The sequence below is a fragment of the Cytobacillus sp. FSL W7-1323 genome, assembly GCF_038595015.1.
GTDB lineage: Bacteria > Bacillota > Bacilli > Bacillales > Cytobacillaceae > Cytobacillus > Cytobacillus kochii.
The window spans coordinates 2,043,114-2,060,770 of record NZ_CP151998.1 but is presented as its reverse complement, the minus strand read 5'-3'; the positions used below and the strand labels follow the sequence as shown (position 1 = coordinate 2,060,770).

The 17,657-nt window shown below is 35.2% G+C and carries 23 protein-coding genes; 5 read left to right on the top strand and 18 right to left on the bottom strand.

From position 1 onward, the window contains the following. Positions 1-2: 2 nt before the first annotated feature. The gene (locus MKX67_RS10685; protein WP_233435262.1) at positions 3-347 is read right to left on the bottom strand and encodes a DUF485 domain-containing protein; all 345 of its coding nucleotides are present in this window, start codon (positions 345-347) and stop codon (positions 3-5) included. Positions 348-518: 171 nt separating this feature from the next. Between MKX67_RS10685 and MKX67_RS10680 the strand changes: the two genes are divergently transcribed. Together MKX67_RS10680 and MKX67_RS10675 are read left to right on the top strand one after the other, a co-directional pair. Beyond that, entirely contained in the window at positions 519-716 is a 198-nt protein-coding gene (locus MKX67_RS10680) for a hypothetical protein (protein WP_095369424.1), read from the top strand. A 71-nt stretch (positions 717-787) separates the two neighbouring features. Beyond that, entirely contained in the window at positions 788-1,213 is a 426-nt protein-coding gene (locus MKX67_RS10675) for a DUF2621 domain-containing protein (protein ID WP_095369425.1), read from the top strand. Positions 1,214-1,289: 76 nt separating this feature from the next. On the opposite strand, the gene MKX67_RS10670 is transcribed toward MKX67_RS10675, so the two are convergent. The 3 genes from MKX67_RS10670 to MKX67_RS10660 all read right to left on the bottom strand — a co-directional run bounded on the left by MKX67_RS10670 (position 1,290) and on the right by MKX67_RS10660 (position 3,115). Then, the gene (locus tag MKX67_RS10670; RefSeq protein WP_095369426.1) at positions 1,290-1,784 is read right to left on the bottom strand and encodes a cytochrome c biogenesis protein CcdC; all 495 of its coding nucleotides are present in this window, start codon (positions 1,782-1,784) and stop codon (positions 1,290-1,292) included. Between the two features lie 82 nt (positions 1,785-1,866). Beyond that, entirely contained in the window at positions 1,867-2,226 is a 360-nt protein-coding gene (locus tag MKX67_RS10665; RefSeq protein WP_095369427.1) for a response regulator, read from the bottom strand. Positions 2,227-2,407: 181 nt separating this feature from the next. Continuing rightward, positions 2,408-3,115: a cytochrome c biogenesis protein CcdA gene (locus tag MKX67_RS10660; protein ID WP_095369428.1), complete on the bottom strand. Its 708-nt coding sequence runs from the start codon at positions 3,113-3,115 to the stop codon at positions 2,408-2,410. Between the two features lie 304 nt (positions 3,116-3,419). Here MKX67_RS10660 and MKX67_RS10655 point away from each other — a divergent pair, with 304 nt between their 5' ends. Continuing rightward, positions 3,420-3,599 (top strand): aspartyl-phosphate phosphatase Spo0E family protein, encoded by a 180-nt coding sequence (locus MKX67_RS10655; protein ID WP_095369429.1) that lies wholly within the window; start codon positions 3,420-3,422, stop codon positions 3,597-3,599. Positions 3,600-3,798: 199 nt separating this feature from the next. On the opposite strand, the gene MKX67_RS10650 is transcribed toward MKX67_RS10655, so the two are convergent. The 6 genes from MKX67_RS10650 to MKX67_RS10625 form a co-directional block, all read right to left on the bottom strand. Then, on the bottom strand, positions 3,799-4,017 hold the full coding sequence (locus MKX67_RS10650; RefSeq protein ID WP_095369430.1) for a YneF family protein: 219 nt from the start codon (positions 4,015-4,017) through the stop codon (positions 3,799-3,801). 84 nt (positions 4,018-4,101) lie between these two features. Further along, positions 4,102-4,536 (bottom strand): sporulation inhibitor of replication protein SirA, encoded by a 435-nt coding sequence (sirA, locus tag MKX67_RS10645; protein WP_095369431.1) that lies wholly within the window; start codon positions 4,534-4,536, stop codon positions 4,102-4,104. A gap of 136 nt (positions 4,537-4,672) precedes the next feature. Further along, positions 4,673-6,670, bottom strand: coding sequence for a transketolase (gene tkt / locus MKX67_RS10640; protein ID WP_095369432.1), 1,998 nt, complete (start codon positions 6,668-6,670; stop codon positions 4,673-4,675). A gap of 159 nt (positions 6,671-6,829) precedes the next feature. Next, positions 6,830-7,060 (bottom strand): DUF896 domain-containing protein, encoded by a 231-nt coding sequence (locus MKX67_RS10635; RefSeq protein ID WP_095369433.1) that lies wholly within the window; start codon positions 7,058-7,060, stop codon positions 6,830-6,832. A 472-nt stretch (positions 7,061-7,532) separates the two neighbouring features. Next, on the bottom strand, positions 7,533-8,198 hold the full coding sequence (locus MKX67_RS10630) for a recombinase family protein (protein WP_095369434.1): 666 nt from the start codon (positions 8,196-8,198) through the stop codon (positions 7,533-7,535). 14 nt (positions 8,199-8,212) lie between these two features. Beyond that, positions 8,213-8,545 carry a LysM peptidoglycan-binding domain-containing protein gene (locus MKX67_RS10625; RefSeq protein ID WP_095369435.1) on the bottom strand — a complete coding sequence of 111 codons (333 nt, stop codon included), beginning with the start codon at positions 8,543-8,545 and terminating at the stop codon, positions 8,213-8,215. Between the two features lie 158 nt (positions 8,546-8,703). Here MKX67_RS10625 and lexA point away from each other — a divergent pair, with 158 nt between their 5' ends. Together lexA and MKX67_RS10615 are read left to right on the top strand one after the other, a co-directional pair. Next, the gene (lexA, locus tag MKX67_RS10620; RefSeq protein ID WP_322909252.1) at positions 8,704-9,324 is read left to right on the top strand and encodes a transcriptional repressor LexA; all 621 of its coding nucleotides are present in this window, start codon (positions 8,704-8,706) and stop codon (positions 9,322-9,324) included. 196 nt (positions 9,325-9,520) lie between these two features. Then, the gene (locus MKX67_RS10615; RefSeq protein ID WP_224936226.1) at positions 9,521-9,805 is read left to right on the top strand and encodes a DUF4257 domain-containing protein; all 285 of its coding nucleotides are present in this window, start codon (positions 9,521-9,523) and stop codon (positions 9,803-9,805) included. Positions 9,806-10,529: 724 nt separating this feature from the next. Here MKX67_RS10615 and MKX67_RS10610 read toward each other — a convergent pair. The 8 genes from MKX67_RS10610 to hflX form a co-directional block, all read right to left on the bottom strand. Then, complete coding sequence (locus tag MKX67_RS10610) at positions 10,530-10,715, bottom strand: hypothetical protein (protein ID WP_157733734.1); 186 nt, start codon at positions 10,713-10,715, stop codon at positions 10,530-10,532. Positions 10,716-11,154: 439 nt separating this feature from the next. Beyond that, a complete protein-coding gene (locus MKX67_RS10605; protein WP_157733735.1) occupies positions 11,155-11,316 on the bottom strand; it encodes a hypothetical protein in 162 nt (53 codons plus the stop codon). 449 nt (positions 11,317-11,765) lie between these two features. Beyond that, positions 11,766-12,113: a hypothetical protein gene (locus MKX67_RS10600; RefSeq protein WP_322909251.1), complete on the bottom strand. Its 348-nt coding sequence runs from the start codon at positions 12,111-12,113 to the stop codon at positions 11,766-11,768. A 269-nt stretch (positions 12,114-12,382) separates the two neighbouring features. Further along, positions 12,383-12,673 (bottom strand): hypothetical protein, encoded by a 291-nt coding sequence (locus MKX67_RS10595; RefSeq protein WP_341050787.1) that lies wholly within the window; start codon positions 12,671-12,673, stop codon positions 12,383-12,385. 292 nt (positions 12,674-12,965) lie between these two features. Continuing rightward, the gene (glnA, locus tag MKX67_RS10590) at positions 12,966-14,300 is read right to left on the bottom strand and encodes a type I glutamate--ammonia ligase (RefSeq protein WP_095369442.1); all 1,335 of its coding nucleotides are present in this window, start codon (positions 14,298-14,300) and stop codon (positions 12,966-12,968) included. Between the two features lie 41 nt (positions 14,301-14,341). Further along, positions 14,342-14,752 (bottom strand): MerR family transcriptional regulator, encoded by a 411-nt coding sequence (locus MKX67_RS10585; RefSeq protein ID WP_095369443.1) that lies wholly within the window; start codon positions 14,750-14,752, stop codon positions 14,342-14,344. Positions 14,753-14,935: 183 nt separating this feature from the next. Beyond that, a complete protein-coding gene (locus MKX67_RS10580; RefSeq protein WP_095369444.1) occupies positions 14,936-16,207 on the bottom strand; it encodes a methionine gamma-lyase family protein in 1,272 nt (423 codons plus the stop codon). Positions 16,208-16,225: 18 nt separating this feature from the next. Continuing rightward, positions 16,226-17,482, bottom strand: a complete 1,257-nt coding sequence (gene hflX, locus MKX67_RS10575; RefSeq protein WP_307314327.1) for a GTPase HflX — start codon at positions 17,480-17,482, stop codon at positions 16,226-16,228. Positions 17,483-17,657 lie beyond the last annotated feature (175 nt).

Here is a 17,657-nt window from a genome sequence, read left to right as displayed (position 1 = left end):
AATTAACGTTCTCCTTGTGTTTTATGACTTTCAATGATTTGTTCTGCATCTTTATCAAATTTTGCAGCTTTTTTAACGTAAATCATGCATAAAACCCAAGTCATCACAAATTGTGCAAACGCATACATCCAAGTCCATGTAATAGAACCAATTGCCGGTTGATTAAGCACATTCGTAAACGAAGTCAGTATCGGTAGCATAAAATAAAAGAGCATGAAAAAAATAATCATTGGTACTAAAAAGGCTTTCTTAGCACTTAATAAACTTTTAAAAGCTGAACTACTTGCCACAACCTCATAATCTACATTCTCTTCCTTTTGGTCATGCGCTTTCGCTAAGTTATCCAATGGATCCCCTCCCATTTTCTGAAATATATGTATATTCTAAAAAATATAATTAATATATGCAATAGTATTTGTACTAAAAGAAAAGATTTATTTTTAGACAAGTTTCGACAATAACAAGAAATTTTAATATAATAGAAAGTAAATTATTTACTATAGTTTGCGAGGGAAATCATGAAGAGAGTACGTCTATTAAAAGACTATCAAAATTTTCAAAAAGGTACCCCTTTTCTCGTCATTACTGAATCTGAATTTATAGGTGTAAAAGAATATGTATTGAGAACATATGATTTACATCATCGATTACTAATCACCGACAAGGAATACGCCACATTGTTTTCACAAATCGGGAAAAACGAACCTCTTCTGTGACGCTTGCTTGTCTGATTGCATAAGAAGGCTTATAATAATGAGAGAATAAGAACGGTAAGGGTGAAAAGAACATGCTCGATGGTTGGTTTATGTGGTTTATACTTTTTTGGGTTGTCATATTAGTAATCCTTATGTCCATTGGTGGTTTCTTTATGTTCCGAAAGTTTTTAAAACGGCTGCCTAAAGCTGACGGTAAATCTGATATGGATTGGGAAGAATATTACGTAAGACAAACACAGCATTTATGGGGACAACAAGAAAAAGAGTTATTAAATGATCTCGTTAGTCCAGTACCAGAACTTTTTCGTGATGTTGCCAGACAAAAGATAGCTGGAAAAATTGGGGAATTAGCTGTAAAGGAAAAAGCAACAAAGATAACAGAGGAAATTCTCATCCGCGGCTACATAATTGCTACTCCAAAAAAAGATCATAAATTTCTAAGAAAAAAATTGGCACAAAAAGAAATCAACATGACACCATATGAACATCTTTTTTAAAACGAAGCAGAAATTGCACAATAACAAAGAAGCACCTTTAAAAGTTAGGACACTCTTAAAGGTGCTTCTTTTCTTGTTAAGTAGTTGGTCTTGATCTAACTTGTTTGACATTTACCGCTTTGTCCATTTTGCGAAATTGAACGAACATTGCCATACGCCATGGAACAATCATCGCAAATGCTAATAAGTAAAACATTCCTGCAAGTGCACCTATGTCTATAGTCGAACTTAGCATCAGTTTGGCAACGAGCCGAATAATAAGTAAACCTATTAAGATAAATATAAACGCTTTCGATTTCTTTAAATAGATTTCGTCTTCCTTCTTTTCAAATTTAGTCGTTTTGATTAATATTAAGGAAAACAATGCCCCTACTATAACAGCTTCCATTAATTCAATTGGCGTAACGCGAAAATAGGGAAAAATAAACATTAATGCCCCCGTACTCATAAACACGGGAGGTAAAATTATCTTCTTAATCGTGACTGGATGATTAGCTGCCTTCATTCGGATGAACATAGCTAATACTGCCATAGAAACAGCTCCAATTGATGTCAACAACACCATGTCCATAAAAAACATCCTTTTACAATAAAATCAATGACACTTATTATTATATCTAATTCCTATTCAATAGTAAATTATATGTATGATATTAAGATAACACTCGCGATACTGCATCTATCACTCTAACTTCATCAAATGGTTTGATGATAAAATCTTTTGCCCCAGCTTCGATCGCTTCTACTACCATTTTTTGTTGACCCATGGCTGAACACATAACAATTCTAGCTGTTGGGTATTCAGCTCTAATTTTTCTCATTGCTTCTAATCCACTCATCTCTGGCATTGTAATATCCATTGTCACAAGGTCTGGTGTTAATTCTTCATATAAAGCAATGGCTTGTTTACCATTCTCCGCTTCGCCCACAATATCATGATTGGCTTTTTTTAATATATTTGTTAAAGTCAGCCTCATAAATTTTGCATCATCTACTACTAGTATCTTTGCCACCTATTATTCCTCCTCCAAACACATCCGCTACAACATCTCATATTAAAGAACTACGATTTCAAAATAATATCACTCATTACAATATATCTAATTTTTCTAATAATTTCAATTTAAACCCAACGACAATTTTCGCAAGGAACAAAAAGCGAGTTTTCCTCGCTTTTTAATCCAATTATCACTGTTAAAAACCAGTAAAACCACCTGTCAACATAGTGAGAAGGGAGATTATATCAGTCATCCAATCAAAAAACAAGACGACACCCATTACTATCATTAAAATCCCACCAATTCTCATAATCTTTACATTATGTTTTTTAATCCATTTCATTTTACCGATAAAGAAAGACAATATTAAAAATGGCACAGCAAAGCCAATAATATAGGCAATCATATAAAATAGGCCAGATCCAGGATTTGTTGCTGAAAGTAAAATAACTGATGCTAAAATAGGTCCAGAGCAAGGTGTCCAACCAGCAGCAAAGGCTAAACCTATTAAAACTGAACCGAAGTAACCAGTCGGTCGATTTTTAAAATCAAATCTCCTTTCTTTCATTAAAAATGCTGGTTTAAGTAAACCTAAGATCACTAGACCAAATATAACAATAAAAATGGCTCCAATTTGACGGATGAGGTCAGCATATTCATAAAAAAAGTTACCTATATAAGAAGAACCAAAGCCGATGGCAATAAACACAATTGAAAATCCTAATAAAAAGCATAGCGTATGTATCAAACTACGTTTTTGTAGCAGTGCATTCTCCGTTTTTAATTCACCTACGCTCATTCCAGTGATATACGATAAAAATGCCGGATATAATGGTAAACAGCATGGCGAGATGAAACTCAAAAAGCCTGCACCAAGAGCAATAATAAAATTCACATCAGTCATACCAACACCTCCATACCTTCCCCTTTTTCCTTCCCCATTCTATCAAAACATTATGAGAAAAGAAATTAATCTTTTTGAATAATTTGTGTCTAACATTTAACACTCACGTTAAACACCAGTTTTATTTCGATATTGTATCAATCTCGTTGAATCATTTGGTGATATGTATAATGAATGTAAAAAGTTTTACATAAGTTTCTTTTGAATTAATTACCATTATTCGCTATAATTAATAAAAGTATATTTGGGACAAAATAGAAACTACTTCATGGTTAGAACAAAATCGCAGAGGAGTTTTAGGTGCGTGAACAAACAAGACTTACTACTATTAATTGAACAAAAAAGACGAGAACTGATACAAACCGCTATGAGAAACGGCCTCAACTCTGCTTCTGCCATAAAATATAGTCAGGAGTTAGATTCTTTATTAAATGAATATAATCGTCTTTACGAGAGCAGACTCACATTAAATAGACAAGCATAAAAGGCTAACACTTGGATTAAACAAGTGACGTGATATCAGAGAATTCGACAATATGATACTGACTAAAGAAATAGACCAAAGCTAAAGTTTAGCTTTGGTCTATTTCTTAGTTGCAATGAAGAACCGAAAAATAAAGTTTGCTCTGTTTCTATCTATATGCAATTGAACCTAGTAACTTTATCTAACTATAGTTCGTAAGTTATTTTCCAGGTTGTTGCTTATTCATCGCATTCATCATTTGGTTAATTTTCTTCTGAGACGGCTTCATTCCCATTTGCATCATCATCATTTTAAGCATTTGTTCATTAATTGGTGGATTTTTCTTTAGGTAGCTCATCATATATTTACGAGCGATGAAAAATCCTAGTGCTACACCAGCAAGTAATGCTAATATACCAACTAGAATATATGTCCACATACTACTTCCTCCTTCATGTTGTCTATCATACAGTGTACTAGACCAAAGGTTATTATACAATATTTGCTGATGATTTTCTCTAATTTAGACAAACTTTCTTTCTTTTATTGGCTTTAACCAGCCAAATCGATTATGAAAAAGGTCGATAGCTAAATAAGAACTTTCTTCTTTTCGTAGGACTTCAAAGAACACCGTCTCTGCATCATAGTTTCCTTGAGCCTCTAAACTAAGAAAACGATCATAGATCATCAACTTAGCTTGACTATTTTTTTCTTTAATATAAAACGCATTACTCTTATAAGAAACTTTTTTCTCTGCATATAATTCTCTATATAAATCATTATTTACTTTATCTTTTGGAATATTCTTGGTGATAAAGGCAATTTGTTTTCCCAAAATAAATTGGATCGTCCCAGTCGCTTGTTCATATTCCTTGAACAGCTGATAAAACATTTGCTCTCTACCAAAATAATGAGACGCAAAAGGTTCATCTATTAAATATAGCTGATACGTTCTCATAGAATTACTCCTTTTTTAGACAAGTCTTTTTCTTATTATAAAATTTTATTTCTGTATTTTCTGTCTCTTTTTGTTATAAATTTCTACTTTTTTTGTCGAAAAAAAACGAAGAGGGAAATTCCCTCTTCGCTCATGTTTATAAACTTTTTAATTTACTTACGATGTTCTCTACAGTAAACCCATACTCTTTTATTAGAATATCTCCTGGTGCAGAAGCACCGAATTGATCAATTCCTAAAACGTCGCCTTCTAGACCGACGTATTTATGCCAGCCAAATGATGCTGCCATTTCAATGGCTAAACGTTTGGTTACATTTTTAGGTAATACAGATTCTTTATATTCATTTGATTGAGCATCAAATCGTTTCCAATCCGGCATACTGATTACTGCCACATCAAAGCCCTCTTCTTTTAAAGCAGCTTTAGCCTTCACCGCTAATTCTACCTCTGACCCTGTCGCTAAAAGAAGCGCATCTGGTTGCTCTTTTTCTGCTTTTGCAATCACATAAGCACCTTTTTGAACTCCTTCAGGGGCTAACTCTGCTGAGTTTGGTAGTGTAGCAATATTTTGCCTAGTTAACACAAGTGCTGTTGGTTGATCTTTTGATTCAATCGCTAACTTCCAAGCAGCTGAAGTCTCATTTCCATCAGCTGGGCGAATAACTGCTAAATTTGGCATGGCACGAAGCGCTGCTAATTGTTCAACTGGTTCATGAGTAGGTCCATCTTCACCTACAGCAATACTGTCATGTGTAAGAACATAAGTAACAGGTAGCTTCATTAATGCTGCAAGCCGAATAGCTGGTCTTAAGTAGTCAGAGAATACAAAGAATGTCCCTCCAAAAACATTTAGACCACCGTGTAAAGCCATACCATTTAAAGCGGCACCCATAGCAAATTCTCGTACGCCAAACCAAATATTTTTTCCAGCATAATTAGTTGCTGAGAAGTCTTCTGCATCTTTAATCATCGTCTTATTCGAACCTGCTAAATCAGCTGAACCACCAAAGAAAGATGGTAAGTTCTTCGCAATACTATTGAGAGCTTCCCCTGAAGACGCTCTAGTGGCTAAACTTTTACCTTCTTCATATACGGGAATATCTTTATCCCAACCATTTGGTAATTCACCTTTGATTGCACCTTCTAGCTGTTCTGCTAATTCCGGATGATTTTTTTTGTAAGCAGCGAAAAGATCTTTCCATTCACTATCTGCTTTTTCACCGTTAATAGCTACATTTTGTTTGAAGTGTGCATATACTTCTTCAGGAACATGAAAATCTTCTTCAAATGTCCACTCATAAGCATCTTTTGTTAATTTTAATTCAGATGAGCCTAGTGGTGAACCATGAGAAGCAGATGAGCCTGCCTTATTCGGGGATCCATAACCAATTACTGTTTTAACTTCTATTAACGTCGGTTGTGTAGTATTTTGACGAGCGCTGTCAATTGCCTGGGCAATTTCATCGAGATTATTTCCATCTTCTACTCGAAGATAATGCCAGCCATAACTTTTAAAACGATCGGCTACACTTTCAGAAAATGATTGATCTAAATCTCCGTCTAATGAGATGTCATTAGAATCATACATTACAATCAACTTTCCTAATTGAAGGTGACCAGCAAGAGAAGCTGCTTCTGCAGACACTCCCTCCATTAAGTCTCCATCTCCGCATATACTATATGTATAGTGGTCTACTACATTGTAGCCATCTTTATTATATTCAGCTGATAAGTGACTTTCTGCCATTGCCATCCCTACTGCCATGGCAATCCCTTGTCCTAATGGACCTGTTGTCGCATCTACACCTGGTGTATGGCCATATTCAGGATGTCCTGGTGTTTTACTACCCCACTGGCGAAATTCTTTAATATCATCTAAAGAAAGACCATATCCCGATAAATGAAGGAGACTATACAAAAGCATAGACCCATGACCCGCAGATAACACAAAGCGATCACGATTAAACCAATCAGGATTTTTGGGATTATGATTCATAAACTTTGTCCATAAAGTATACGCCATTGGCGCAGCTCCCATTGGCATTCCTGGATGACCAGAGTTTGCCTTCTCGACTGCATCGATAGACAATGTTCTTATGGCACTAATTGATAAAGCATCTGTTTTGTTGAACATGAACGACATCCTTTCAATATATATCCTACAAATTAAATATAATAGACTTTCACCTTCAGTTACAACCAGAAAGGTAAAAAATTATATAATTGTCATATAAAACAACAACAAAGGAAACTGTTCGTGACAGTTTCCTTTTAAAAATTTATAAACACAATCTTAGTGAAGTGGTTTATTTTGTTCACGTTTTAACTTCTCTGGTGTAACATCATTACCTTCAGGGTCAATAACAGTAACACCTTTTAATGTATTTAACATAGAAGCTCTAAACTTCTCTAAATATTCTTTTCTTAATTTAGATTGTTCCTTTGCTTCTGGTTCTGATAAACCTTCTGTTTTCGCTTTCTTAGCAAGCGAATTAATTCTCGCTAATTTTTCTTTTGAAATCATTGTGCTACACTCCTTCCCATCCAAAAAGTTCTTCATTCCATATGGAGAAGATACTTAATAGCCATATTACTAAATATGACTGCATTTTACAAGAAAGCAGTTTTACAATCATCTTTTGATTTTCATTTCAGACGCCAATAAGTTGGTATCGTATTGCTTTATTATTAGGTATGGCAATGTAGCAGTGTTCTCAACTTAAAAATGTGAGACTATTAATATAGGGAGCGTATGTATGTATGTATGTAAATAAGGGGAATAAGGGAATAATACTTTCACTAACAACTAACGTTAAATGAAAAAACACGGATGAATCCTCGGAAACAAATAACCATTCACAGTTCACTTGTCTGAACCCACGAACGATTGTAGGATCTTTTAGTATGCCTTTATCTTGCTTGGTATCAGTACTAATATTTCTTAGTTTTTAAGTTAAATTACAACTAATCAATCGACTTAACATATTATGCCTATATCATGATGATTCATTATCCATCTGCTCTATATCATCTATATATTCATTATACCTACGGTTTACTGTCGCTTTAGATATTTTATAACCAAAGCCTCTTAACGTTGCAGCAATTTCTGCAAAAGTAAGGTTATTTTGTCTCAATTTTACTATTTCTTCTATTGGTACCTCTATTCGTTCTCTTCCGTTTATATTTCCTTGGTTTTTTAAATTTTTTTCAGGTCGAAAGCCTTTTTGAACAGCTTTTTGCATCCCTCTTTTTATTTTTACATTATGTAGTTTTCTTTGATACTCTTCAACCATGCTAACAATTTGTAATACCATAGAATCAGAATCTGAAAGTTGCAATTCTCCATTATGGGCAATTGTATAAATCTTCCCATTTTCTTTAAGTATACAATGTAAGATGGCAATTTTAGCATTTCCTCTTCCAATCCTGGTTTCATCTTGAATAAGAACAGCCTCTGCTTGATTTTGTTTAAGTAACTCCAATAATTGCAACACACCAATTCTTTCTAAATCATAGCCACTTGCTTTCTCACGTATGACTTCAACTACATTCATATCCTTCATTCTCGCTAAATGTAAAAGTTCTTCTTCTTGTCTAGCAAGAGACGTTTCCTGGGTATCCTTCGTCGTACTCACCCTGCAATATATAATTACATTCATTCTCTTTCATTCCTTTAGTCTTCTAATATCACACTAGCTAAATTTGTTTCAGATATTATTTCACCATTTGTAATGGGAAGATATACCGTATCACCAGGATGTATTTTACCTAAATGTATATGATTAAATTCTTCTACCCAAGCAACAAAGTCTTTAGAAGACATATTATGGGCATCTTTAAACTCCTCCGCTATTTTCCATAAAGAATCTCCTTGTTTTACTTCAACTTTTACATATTCCTCCTGATTTGCATTACCAGTGTTCAAAAATAATAAGAAAACCATACCGAAACTAAAAGCGATAAGAATAATAGCATAACTATAAGAATTCCACAATTGTTTTATCATTAATTGCCACCCCTGAATAGAATATATGTTCGATTTAATAATTTTAGTATAATGCGAACATTTGTTTCTGTCAATAAGAAAATTCGAACTTATGTTTGTATCTATTTACTACTGATGGTATAATAATCTTAATGAAATTGACGAAGGTGCGTGATAGCGTGAAATTATCTAAGAGGCAGCAAGATATATTGAATTTTATAAAAGATGAAGTAAAACAAAAAGGTTATCCACCTTCCGTTAGGGAAATAGGTGAAGCTGTTGGACTTGCTTCAAGTTCAACCGTACATGGCCATCTAGCCAGACTAGAGAGTAAAGGTCTTATTCGTCGAGATCCGACAAAACCCCGTGCCATTGAGGTATTAAATCTAGAAGAGAGCAACCCAATACCTAAAGTGCAAACGGTGAACGTACCTATTATCGGTAAGGTTACTGCTGGTCACCCCATTACTGCGATTGAGAATGTTGAGGAATATTTCCCTTTACCTGAAAGAATGGCTCCGAGTGATGAAAATATCTTCATGCTTGAAATTATGGGAGAAAGTATGATTGAAGCTGGCATATTAGATGGTGATTATGTCATAGTCAAGCAGCAACAAACAGCAAATAATGGAGAAATCGTGGTTGCTATGACAGAAGATGATGAGGCCACCGTTAAGCGATTCTTTAAAGAGAAGAACTTTATCCGCTTGCAACCAGAAAACCCTACTATGGAGCCGATTATCTTGCACAATGTATCTATTTTAGGCAAAGTTATTGGTGTTTATCGTCAAATACATTAAAAAAGAGTGTCATTATTGACACTCCTTTTTAATAGTTTGCAATTATCTTTATATGTTACTCATACAATTATAAAATTTGAAAAATTCAGTAAAATAGAATCATTACATCGAGACAAAAATATATTATAATGAAATTTACACCAAGAATCAACCTAAGGTCGCAAAAAAATCTCGGCTTTAGGAGTGTGAAGGAAAAATGTTAATGAACATTCTCTTCGCTGCGTTGATTGGTGGAATTGTCGGTGTTGCAGGACATTTGCAGAGATTAGGCAAACTAGTCAAGCCACGGATGACGAAAAAATTCATTTATTTAGGGTTCTTAGAAGACATCTTACTAGGAGGACTGGCGGCCGTATTTGTCATTGTGACAACAACACCGGATTCCCCCACTGCTGTTTTCATCATCTCTCTCGTATCTGGTATGGGAGGTGAGGGTATCTTAAAATTATTAGATACCCTAAAAGTAAAAGATCAAGAATAAAATTTTATTCCGTTCTTATGAACGGTTTTTTGTTGTATATAACAAGAACAAATTTTATTTAGACAACTTCGCTTTTTACCTACTATTCTAGCGCTAGAAATACCCGCTTAAACAGTTCTATTTCACCTTTATGGAAGGGACATAACACATTTTCGTTTAACGTTTTGTGTTGCTTCTTAAATTGTAATATGTATGTCTTACACAGCCCATAGAACCACTCTCCTGAAGTACTGTTCATCCATTCAATACGAGCTAATGTTTTTAAATTTGATACCTACTACTTGACATGATGTTTTATGGGTAAATAAATATTAAAGCATTTTTCATGAAAACAAATAGCTAGGATGATTAAATGCCAATTATTCAATTGATTGGTAACTTGAACGACCTACTTCATCATACATACACCTTAAATTCAGTTCATAAATGAATCAATTGCCCCCCTTGATTTTACATACCCAATAACCCACAAGTACTAAATCGCTTAAAGTAACTATTTCTCATTGATTTCGACTATCCGCATCATTACTTATAATTTTTCTTCCTATTATTAATAAATAAATCTGTAGACAAACTCATTTAAGGAGTTTATCTACAGTCTGAAGCAGCCGTTAAAACGGTATTTGAAGATGCCTTTTAGTTTTAGCAATAGTTATTTTCCCATATATAAGCTTCCATTAAAACACAGTAAAAGCACTCTCAACTTACGGGGTTCCTAAGTTCCTTATACTTCAACTGCAACAATATCATCACAACAGATCGTAGTAATTCTTACACGAGCTTTCTTGTCACAACAACAATGATCGTGACGATCATCGTGACGATCACAGTCTGCTTTAGCTAGGAAGACTAAATTACCGCGAATATCGATAAACTCCCCGAACACATGGCCGCCACCTTTAAGAAACACTCTCACATCCTCACCACGGGAAACGTTCTTAAAGAACTCATCGCAGCCACAATCCTTATTGTCGTCTTTGCTGTAATTACCACAACCGTGATTGTTGTTGTCATATCCATATGAGTCTGAATATCTTGGTCTTCTTCCAAAAAAACAATTATTATATCCCATATCTCTTCCTCCTTTCTATCATTATGTTAATACTATATGTCGAGGGTATTGGAGGTGTACGGGCTATATCCCCCTGTTAAAAGACCATTTATTTTCTCTTTGTTTCTATCTTTTAATTTGCTATCCTATCCTAACTAAAATAAAGAAGCAGCCGTTATGGCTGCTTTGGTTGGACTCTTTTTAGTATCTAATAAAGAGATACCAAGTTGAATGTTAATACTCAACAGTTATACTCCTTGCATACATATCTGTTTAGACACAATAAAGAAACTCCTAACTATCGTGTTTCAACTGCAACGATATTATCGCAACAGATCGTAGTGATTCTTACACGATTTTTCTTGTCGCAACAATCATCGTGACGATCATCGTGACGATCACAGTTAGCTTTTGCTAAGAAAACTAAATTACCGCGAACATCAACGAATTCTCCTGTCACATGGTCGCCACCTTTAAGAAATACTCTTACATCCTCACCACGGGAGATATTCTTAAAGAACTCATCACAGCCACAATCCTTATTGTCGTTTTTACTGTAATTACCACAACCGTGATTGTTATTGTCATATGAGTCTGAATATCTTGAGCCTCTTCCATAGAAATTATTATTACATCCCATTTTTCTTCCTCCTTTCTATGATTATGTTAATACTATATGTGGATAATAAAGGAGGTGTACGGGCTATATCATCCTATTAAAAGACCATTTTATTTTCTCTGTGGACCTTCTTTTTGTTTGTCAAACCTATCTAACTAAAATAAAGAAGCAGCCTTTATGGCTGCTTTGAACTCGATTTTTGGTATCTATTAAATAGATACCAAGTTGAATGTTAATACTAAACAGTTATAGCCCTTGCATCCGCTAAGACACAATAAAGAAACTCCTAACTATCGTGTTTCAACTGCAACGATATTATCGCAACAGATCGTAGTGATTCTTACACGATTTTTCTTGTCGCAACAATCATCGTGACGATCATCGTGACGATCACAGTTAGCTTTTGCTAAGAAAACTAAATTACCGCGAACATCAACGAATTCTCCTGTCACATGGTCGCCGCCTTTAAGAAATACTCTCACATCCTCACCACGGGAGATATTCTTAAAGAACTCATCACAGCCACAATCCTTATTGTCGTTTTTACTGTAATTACCACAACCGTGATTGTTGTTGTCATATCCATATGAGTCTGAATATCTTGAGCCTCTTCCATAGAAATTATTATTACATCCCATTTTTCTTCCTCCTTTCTATGATTATGTTAATACTATATGTGGATGGTCTTAGAGTTGTACGGGCTATATCCCCCTGTTGAAAGACCATTTTATTTTTCTCTGTGGACCTTTTTTGTTTTTCAAACCTATCCTAGCAAATATATAAAAGCAGCCATTATGGCTGCTTTTATCTGAGACCCTTTTTAGTTTCTATTAATTAGTTGAATGATGATACGAAGCAGTTATACCCCTTGCAAGAACTTCTTTTAGACTCATAAAAAGGACTCTTACTATCGAGTTTCAACTGCAATGATATCATCACAACAGATCGTAGTAATCCTTACACGATCTTTCTTGTTGCAACAATCTTTGTGACGATCATCGTGACGATTACAGTTAGCTTTTGCTAGAAAAACTAAATTTCCACGAACATCGATAAACTCTCCGAACACATGGCCGCCACCTTTAAGGAATACTTTCACATCCTCACCACGGGAAATGTTCCTAAAGAACTCATCACATCCACAATCATTATGATCATATCCGTATGAGTCTGAATAGTTTTGATTATTATATCCCATATTCTCATCCTCCTTTCTATGGTTATGTTAATACTATATGTGGAAGATGAAGAGTTGTACGGGCTATATTACCTTGTTAAAAGACCATTTTATATTACATCTTCTTAAGTTTTTATGAAAAATCAGATGTTAAGGCTACTTCTATAAATTAAATGTAAAGAGGTTCATAATAAACGCCTCAAGGATGATCCTCACCGCTTTACTTTCTTCTATTTTTAAATAAAAAAGACTGTAGGTACCTCGATTACACCGAGTTTACCTACAGTCTGAAAAACCACTTTGGTATTATCTATTAATACATTTGTAAATATTGCTCGCGTTCCCATGGGTGAACTTGCGTTCTGAACATATCCCACTCAATTTCTTTTGCTTCAATAAAGTGCTCAAGAATATGTTCACCAAGTGCAGCAACCATTACTTCATCTTGTTTAAGAAGTTCTAGCGCGCTATAAAGTGTAGCTGGAAGATCTTTAATACCTTCAGCTTCACGTTCCTCTTTGCTCATAACATAGATATTACGGTCTACCGGAGCTGGTGGTGTTAGGTTGTTTTTCACACCATCTAATCCAGCCTTAAGAAGAACAGCCATTGCAAGGTATGGATTGGCAGCTGGGTCAACACTACGTACTTCTACACGTGTACTGACACCACGTGATGCTGGGATACGAATAAGTGGTGAACGGTTTCTTGCAGACCAAGCAACATAACAAGGAGCTTCATATCCAGGCACTAAACGTTTAAAAGAGTTTACTGTTGGATTTGTTACTGCTGTGAAACTTGGTGCATGGTTAATGATACCTGCAATAAAATTACGTGCTGTATCACTAAGTTCTAAATCACCTTTTGTATCATAGAATGCATTTACACCATCTTTAAATAATGAAACGTTACAGTGCATACCTGATCCGTTCACACCGAATAATGGTTTTGGCATAAATGTTGCGTGTAAACCGTGTTTACGTGCAATTGTTTTAACCACTAATTTAAATGTTTGGATGTTATCACATGCTGTAAGTGCATCAGCATATTTAAAATCGATTTCATGTTGCCCTGGAGCCACTTCATGGTGAGAAGCTTCAATTTCAAAGCCCATTTCTTCTAGCTCAAGAACGATATCACGACGGCAATTTTCACCTAAATCAGTTGGAGCTAAATCAAAATAACCACCATTATCATTAAGCTCTAAAGTTGGTTCACCTTGTTGATCTAACTTAAATAAGAAGAATTCTGGTTCTGGTCCAAGGTTAAAATCTGTAAAGCCGAGGTCTTCCATTTCTTTAAGGATTCTTCTTAAGTTATTACGAGGGTCTCCCGCGAATGGCGTACCATCTGGATTATAAATATCGCAGATTAAACGTGCAACTTTTCCTTTTTCAGCTGTCCAAGGGAAGACTACCCATGTGTCTAAGTCTGGGAATAAATACATATCTGATTCTTCAATGCGAACGAAACCTTCAATTGAGGAACCATCGAACATCATTTTATTGTCCAAAGCTTTTTCAAGCTGACTAATTGGGATTTCTACGTTTTTAATTGTTCCTAAAATGTCAGTAAATTGTAATCTGATAAATTTTACATTTTCTTCTTCAGCAATTCGTGTGATATCTTCTTTAGTGAATTTTGCCACCTTGTGTTTCCTCCTTTAAAGTCAAGAAAAGATTTTTTATTTTAATGGAAAAAGCGTGATAAATCACCTTGTCTTAAAGACGATCGAGTAAACCTACCTGCTTGCATAAATTCTTTACGCAAAAGCTTTCTCAATTCGTCATCTGACAAATCGTGTCTCACTTTTTCTTCTTGCTTCTTAAATGCTTGTTCATCCATCTCTTGTTGTTGTTTCACTGTGAATAGTTGCTTTATTCCAGCCATATTGACACCTTGATCAATTAAATCTTTGATCTCTAGCAACTTATCAATATCATTCAATGAATATAGCCTTCTATTCGTATCCGTTCTAGCTGGAGTAATCAATTGGTGTTCTTCATAATAGCGAATCTGTCTTGCTGTTAGCTCAGTCAGCTGCATCACAATGCCAATTGGAAAGAGCGGCATGGAACGACGTATTTCACTTCCAGTCAACCATCTCTCCTCCTTCATTCTTTTACTTTTAATTTCTTTGTATCTTATATCCTATTATATGTCGTGTTAGATAATCTGTCAACAAAATGTTATGTTTTATCACATGGAAATCATGAAATTTTCAAACTTTTTTCCTAATACTGAAAGAAGGCAGCGTATATCCGCCTCCTTTCCCTATATTTATTAATACTTTTGAATGAGTTTTTTCTCTAATAATTGGTCTAACGCTGTACAAATGGCGATTTTCACATGAGAATAGGTTAATCCGCCTTGAACATATGCTTCAAACGGGGGCCGAATAGGTCCGTCTGCTGTTAACTCAATACTTGCTCCTTGTATAAAAGTACCCGCAGCCATAATGACATCATCCTCATATCCTGGCATATATGCTGGATAGGCAGTAACGTGAGAGTTGATTGGGGAAGCATATTGAATCGCTTGACAAAAGGCAACCATCATTTTAGCATCACCAAATTGTACTGATTGTATAAGGTCTGTTCTCTCTGCATCCCATCTTGGATTAGTTTTCATCCCAAAGTATTCGAGAATTGCAGCTGTAAAAACCGCTCCCTTCAAAGCTTGTCCTACTACATGGGGGGCTAAGAAAAAACCCTGATACATCTCCTGTAAACTATATAGTGAGGCTCCAGCTTCCGCTCCAATGCCAGGGGAAGTTAATCGATAAGAGCACGCTTCAACAAGGGCTTTTTTTCCAACAATGTAACCACCCGTTTTCGCCAATCCACCGCCTGGGTTCTTAATAAGGGAACCGGCCATTAAATCGGCACCAACATGACAAGGTTCCATTTCTTCAACAAATTCACCATAACAATTATCGACGAAGATAACGACTTCAGGGTTGATGGACTTAACAAAATGAATCATTTCTTTAATTTCATTTATTGTAAATGATGGTCTTTCCGCATAACCTTTTGAACGTTGTATACCAACCATCTTTGTTGAGGATGTCATTCTTTCTTTGAGTACCTCAAAATCAACAGTACCATCCTCTTGCAATTCAACCGCATCATACCCAATACGAAATTCTTTTAGAGACCCTACCCCTTTACCTCTTATACCGACGATTTCTTCTAACGTATCGTATGGTTTACCAGTAATATATAAAAGGTCATCCCCCGGTCGTAAAATACCAAATAGCGCAGTGGATATAGCATGCGTACCAGAAATGATTTGTGGTCTAACCAATGCTGCTTCGCCACCAAAGACATCTGCATAGATTAATTCTAAAGTATCTCTACCCGCATCGTCATAACCATATCCCGTCGACGGTATAAAATGGCTATCACTTACACGGTGTTTTTGAAAACTCCGCAGAACCCGAAATTGATTCTCATCTATTCTTTCCTCTATTTTATGTGTCACACAAGAAATTTTTTTTTCTACTTCTTGAACAATCTCAGAAAGAGATTCTCCATTTATTAAGCTTTGGAACATGATTTACACCTTTACTTTCTATACTCTATAATGATTTAGCATTTGTGTGATTGGATGATCTTTGAAGTAAAAACCTTTAGCCAAATACATTTGTTTTTCTTCTATAAACTCACTACTCCGCACAATAGTCACCGTATTTAGGAGCGATAATAACTTTCCTTCTGAAGCAGGGATTGCAGCAGTATACGAATCCATTAATTGGGTGACCGCATGTTCAATTGCTTCTTTTAGCAAATAGCGATCACGATCATTTAATGCACTCATTTGTAACGTGTGCCTACCTTTTGTTGGAATGAACCTTTCATGTGCTTCATCTTTTTTATTATAAACAATCAATTGTGGAATCTCTTCCTGCTCTAAATCATCAATTAATTGTTGTACGGTTTGTTCATGTTGGGTGTAGTCCGGATTAGACATATCGACTACATGTAAAATGAGATCCGCTTCGTTTACTTCTTCTAAAGTAGATCTAAAAGCTGCAATTAACGTAGTCGGTAAGTCTTGTATAAATCCAACTGTATCGGTTAAAAGAGCTGTATATCCACTTGGTAAAGACATTTTTCTTGTCATTGGATCAAGTGTGGCAAATAATTGATTTTCTTCATAGGAATCAGCTTCGGTTAGGCGATTAAACAAGGTCGATTTACCCGCATTCGTATAACCTACTAAGGCTATTTGCAGTGCTTGGTTCTTCTTTCTTCTTTCACGATAACGCTTTCTATGATGAACAACTGCCCTCAATTGCTTATCAATATCATCAATTTTCCTTCGTATATGACGGCGATCTGATTCAAGCTTTGTCTCACCTGGACCTCTTGTTCCAATTCCCCCGCCTAAGCGTGAAAGTGCTGTTCCTTGTCCCAATAATCTCGGTAGTAAATATTTTAATTGAGCTAGTTCAACTTGCAGTTTCCCTTCTTTTGAACGAGCTCTGCCAGCAAAAATATCAAGAATCAACTGGGTTCGATCAATAATTCTTGCCGAAATGAATTCGGATAAGTTACGAACTTGACTAGGAGATAGTTCATCATTAAAAATAATCACATCTGCTTCGGTCTCTTCTTGTAGGCGTGATATTTCTTCAACTTTCCCTTTTCCTATATATGTAGATGGATGAATTCTCTCTCTTTTTTGTACAACACTTGTAATCACTTCACCTTTAGCTGTTTTTGTTAGAGACACAAGCTCATCCATTGAATAACTATATTGCAAATCGTCTTCAGTCGTTTGACAGCCGACAAGTATCGCTTTTTCTTTAAAAGACTGTTGTTCCATTAAAGCCCTACTTTCTTTTTAACATATCATTATCATATCAAATTCTTTTGTAATTCACTAATTATTCTTTACGTTAAAGGGAGAAAATTTCCGGTTATCCAAAATGTCCCTGCTAAGTAATCAATAATTATTGTTTACCACAAAAATTTATTTATTGAAAATCATTGATTTCATG

Excerpts from the sequence above, each read along its gene's own strand:
- MKX67_RS10680 (WP_095369424.1), top strand. The coding sequence starts at position 519 with ATGAAGAGAGTACGTCTATTAAAAGACTATCAAAATTTTCAAAAAGGT.
- MKX67_RS10675 (WP_095369425.1), top strand. The coding sequence starts at position 788 with ATGCTCGATGGTTGGTTTATGTGGTTTATACTTTTTTGGGTTGTCATA.
- MKX67_RS10670 (WP_095369426.1), bottom strand. The coding sequence starts at position 1,784 with ATGGACATGGTGTTGTTGACATCAATTGGAGCTGTTTCTATGGCAGTA.
- MKX67_RS10660 (WP_095369428.1), bottom strand. The coding sequence starts at position 3,115 with ATGACTGATGTGAATTTTATTATTGCTCTTGGTGCAGGCTTTTTGAGT.
- MKX67_RS10650 (WP_095369430.1), bottom strand. The coding sequence starts at position 4,017 with ATGTGGACATATATTCTAGTTGGTATATTAGCATTACTTGCTGGTGTA.
- sirA (WP_095369431.1), bottom strand. The coding sequence starts at position 4,536 with ATGAGAACGTATCAGCTATATTTAATAGATGAACCTTTTGCGTCTCAT.
- tkt (WP_095369432.1), bottom strand. The coding sequence starts at position 6,670 with ATGTTCAACAAAACAGATGCTTTATCAATTAGTGCCATAAGAACATTG.
- MKX67_RS10635 (WP_095369433.1), bottom strand. The coding sequence starts at position 7,060 with ATGATTTCAAAAGAAAAATTAGCGAGAATTAATTCGCTTGCTAAGAAA.
- MKX67_RS10630 (WP_095369434.1), bottom strand. The coding sequence starts at position 8,198 with ATGAATGTAATTATATATTGCAGGGTGAGTACGACGAAGGATACCCAG.
- MKX67_RS10625 (WP_095369435.1), bottom strand. The coding sequence starts at position 8,545 with ATGATAAAACAATTGTGGAATTCTTATAGTTATGCTATTATTCTTATC.
- MKX67_RS10615 (WP_224936226.1), top strand. The coding sequence starts at position 9,521 with ATGTTAATGAACATTCTCTTCGCTGCGTTGATTGGTGGAATTGTCGGT.
- MKX67_RS10600 (WP_322909251.1), bottom strand. The coding sequence starts at position 12,113 with ATGGGATGTAATAATAATTTCTATGGAAGAGGCTCAAGATATTCAGAC.
- MKX67_RS10595 (WP_341050787.1), bottom strand. The coding sequence starts at position 12,673 with ATGGGATATAATAATCAAAACTATTCAGACTCATACGGATATGATCAT.
- MKX67_RS10580 (WP_095369444.1), bottom strand. The coding sequence starts at position 16,207 with ATGTTCCAAAGCTTAATAAATGGAGAATCTCTTTCTGAGATTGTTCAA.
- hflX (WP_307314327.1), bottom strand. The coding sequence starts at position 17,482 with ATGGAACAACAGTCTTTTAAAGAAAAAGCGATACTTGTCGGCTGTCAA.